Source organism: Lacticaseibacillus yichunensis (assembly GCF_003946405.1).
Classification (GTDB): Bacteria; Bacillota; Bacilli; order Lactobacillales; family Lactobacillaceae; genus Lacticaseibacillus; species Lacticaseibacillus yichunensis.
In genome coordinates, this window is the sequence record NZ_RHOG01000065.1 from 1 (window position 1) to 2,100 (window position 2,100).

At 49.0% G+C, this 2,100-nt stretch carries 2 protein-coding genes; both read left to right on the forward strand.

What is annotated here, in order from left to right; translation table 11 throughout:
• Window positions 1–253 precede the first annotated feature (253 nt).
• Window positions 254–886, forward strand: coding sequence for a hypothetical protein (locus tag EKM95_RS11500; protein WP_125698550.1), 633 nt, complete (start codon window positions 254–256; stop codon window positions 884–886).
• Between the two features lie 163 nt (window positions 887–1,049).
• Window positions 1,050–1,886, forward strand: a complete 837-nt coding sequence (locus EKM95_RS11505; protein WP_125698552.1) for a hypothetical protein — start codon at window positions 1,050–1,052, stop codon at window positions 1,884–1,886.
• The last annotated feature ends 214 nt before the right edge of the window (window positions 1,887–2,100 follow it).

Here is a 2,100-nt window from a genome sequence, read left to right on the forward strand (position 1 = left end):
CCTCTGCATTCATTATACGACAGTAACGGAACGGTTCCCATGAAAACAAGGCACTTACAAATATTCAGTATCCACTATCTAGTGTAACACCGCCATTTCATTCGTTCAAGTTTCCTGGTTTTTCATTATTGATTAGAAATAATACCCGTTTTCGGAAACGCTTTCCGAGCGGCCCTAAATATCCTGCTTCACTTTTCCTAGTAATCTATAGAAAGATACGCTACGATTGAACTAACGAAGGGAGCTGAACGGATTGAAGCGACTCATTTTTCTCATTGTCAGTCTTGTGTTACTACTGACAGCCTGTGGCCCGGCATTTGACCAAAAGGCACAGCTTGATCACCAAACCAAGGTCGTGTTGGCCAGCCTGAAGACTGAGACCCAACAGATGCAGGTCATTGATGATGCCACCTCAGCTTTTCCGTCGACTTTCGAAAGTGCGTTCAAAGACGACCCCACCGGCAACCTCAAACACAACGCAGACGTTGCGGCGCTGATCGATCGGCGCAGTGCTGCCTACGAGAAATTGTCCAAGGCGCAAGGCGACCTGCAAAAAGCAACGACTGGATTGAACAAACTGAGCACGCAAGACCACGGTGATCTACCCAGCGCGCAACTGAAATCAGTGCTCAGTAGTCTCAAATTGGCCTTGCTGGATTTCAAGACCTTCGATGAATACTACAAAGAAATGCAAAACGCGGAAACGACCTTTTTCAGCGACGTCACAGCTGCAAATGGCGATCATGCGTTGGTCGACGAGGCGCTTGGCCGTGTCAATCAGTTCGGTAGTTCCCTAAGTCAACAAGCCGAGATCATCGTGGCCAACTACGCCACAATGACTGCAGAAGTTGAAACTCTTCAAACCGCCATTGATAAAATGAAATAATGATTCGGACACAGGTCGCCAGTCATGAAGATTGGCAATTTTTGTATCTTCAGAAATAGTAAAGTTCGACGAGCCAAGGCCCATTTTAATGCGAGTACGCCCATTGCACGCTATAATGACGGTAGTTGGGTACAAATGTCCCACTTCGAGGAGGCACAACGCAATGAAAAAAAGTGTATGGCTCATTCCAATCGTTTTATTACTACTGGGCACCGCAACGGGCTGTGGTAGCCAGTCAAGTAGTCCTTCCTCCGCCGGCAGTACTTCAAAAGTCTCCAGGACTAGTTCAAAATCAGCCGACAAAACTAGTAGCGAATCGTCCAGTGAGAGTTCGGCGGAATCAACGTCTAGCTCATCTGAATCAAAAGCCGAAAGCTCCTCTACTGAGATACCAGCTGTCTCTCGTCTAACGGCGCTCAATCAGCAGATTCATGCCAAGCTAACGACCGCCAAATTACCGACCACCGTTTCAACCGCGACCGGCAAAGTGCTGAATGCGGCCATTTCAGGCACTAACGAGGCATATACGGTCAAATATAGTGAAGGCACTCAGGAGGTTGCGCTGAACGGCTCTTCTGCAGCCCCAATTGTGCAGGTCACAAAGAAGACTTATTCAACAGCTGCCGCCGCGCAATCCCAGATCAATTATCAGCAGATTGAAAAAGGCCTACCAACAGTCTCGCTGGGCTACGGGATGACGGCGACGCAGGAGGGCGCGGCTGGCTCCTCGTACACCACTTGGCACGAAGGCAACTGGTCCATCACCGTTGTTGCTTCAAATGTCCAAGGCGAAGATGGTCTACCATTAGCAAAACAGGCGGCAGCCTATTTCAACCGCCACGCTCTGCCAGCGCCTGATGGGCAAGCAACGGTTCAGCTCTATGTGGCAAAGTCTTCGGACTTGATGAATGTGATCACCTGGCGCAAGGGAACAGCTCTGTATACAGCGTCGGGCACGGATGCCATGAAGCTTTTGCAAGCAGCGGTCACCATTCGCTGATCACAGTCAAAATATCTTTCACAGCCAAGGTGCGGTCCTCTGCTTCCTTGGCTTTTTTATTGAGATAAGGACGATACTGCCGAAAAATCTAGTAACGGTAGCGTGTGACGCCATCACAAAAGTTTTGTCCGCACGCCCTTTTTGAGATTTGAAGTTTCGCCAATAGGCGTGCTAACGAGTATTTTGTCCGTAGGGCATCGATGATTAACGCTTT

Excerpts from the sequence above, each read along its gene's own strand:
- EKM95_RS11505 (WP_125698552.1), top strand. The coding sequence starts at position 1,050 with ATGAAAAAAAGTGTATGGCTCATTCCAATCGTTTTATTACTACTGGGC.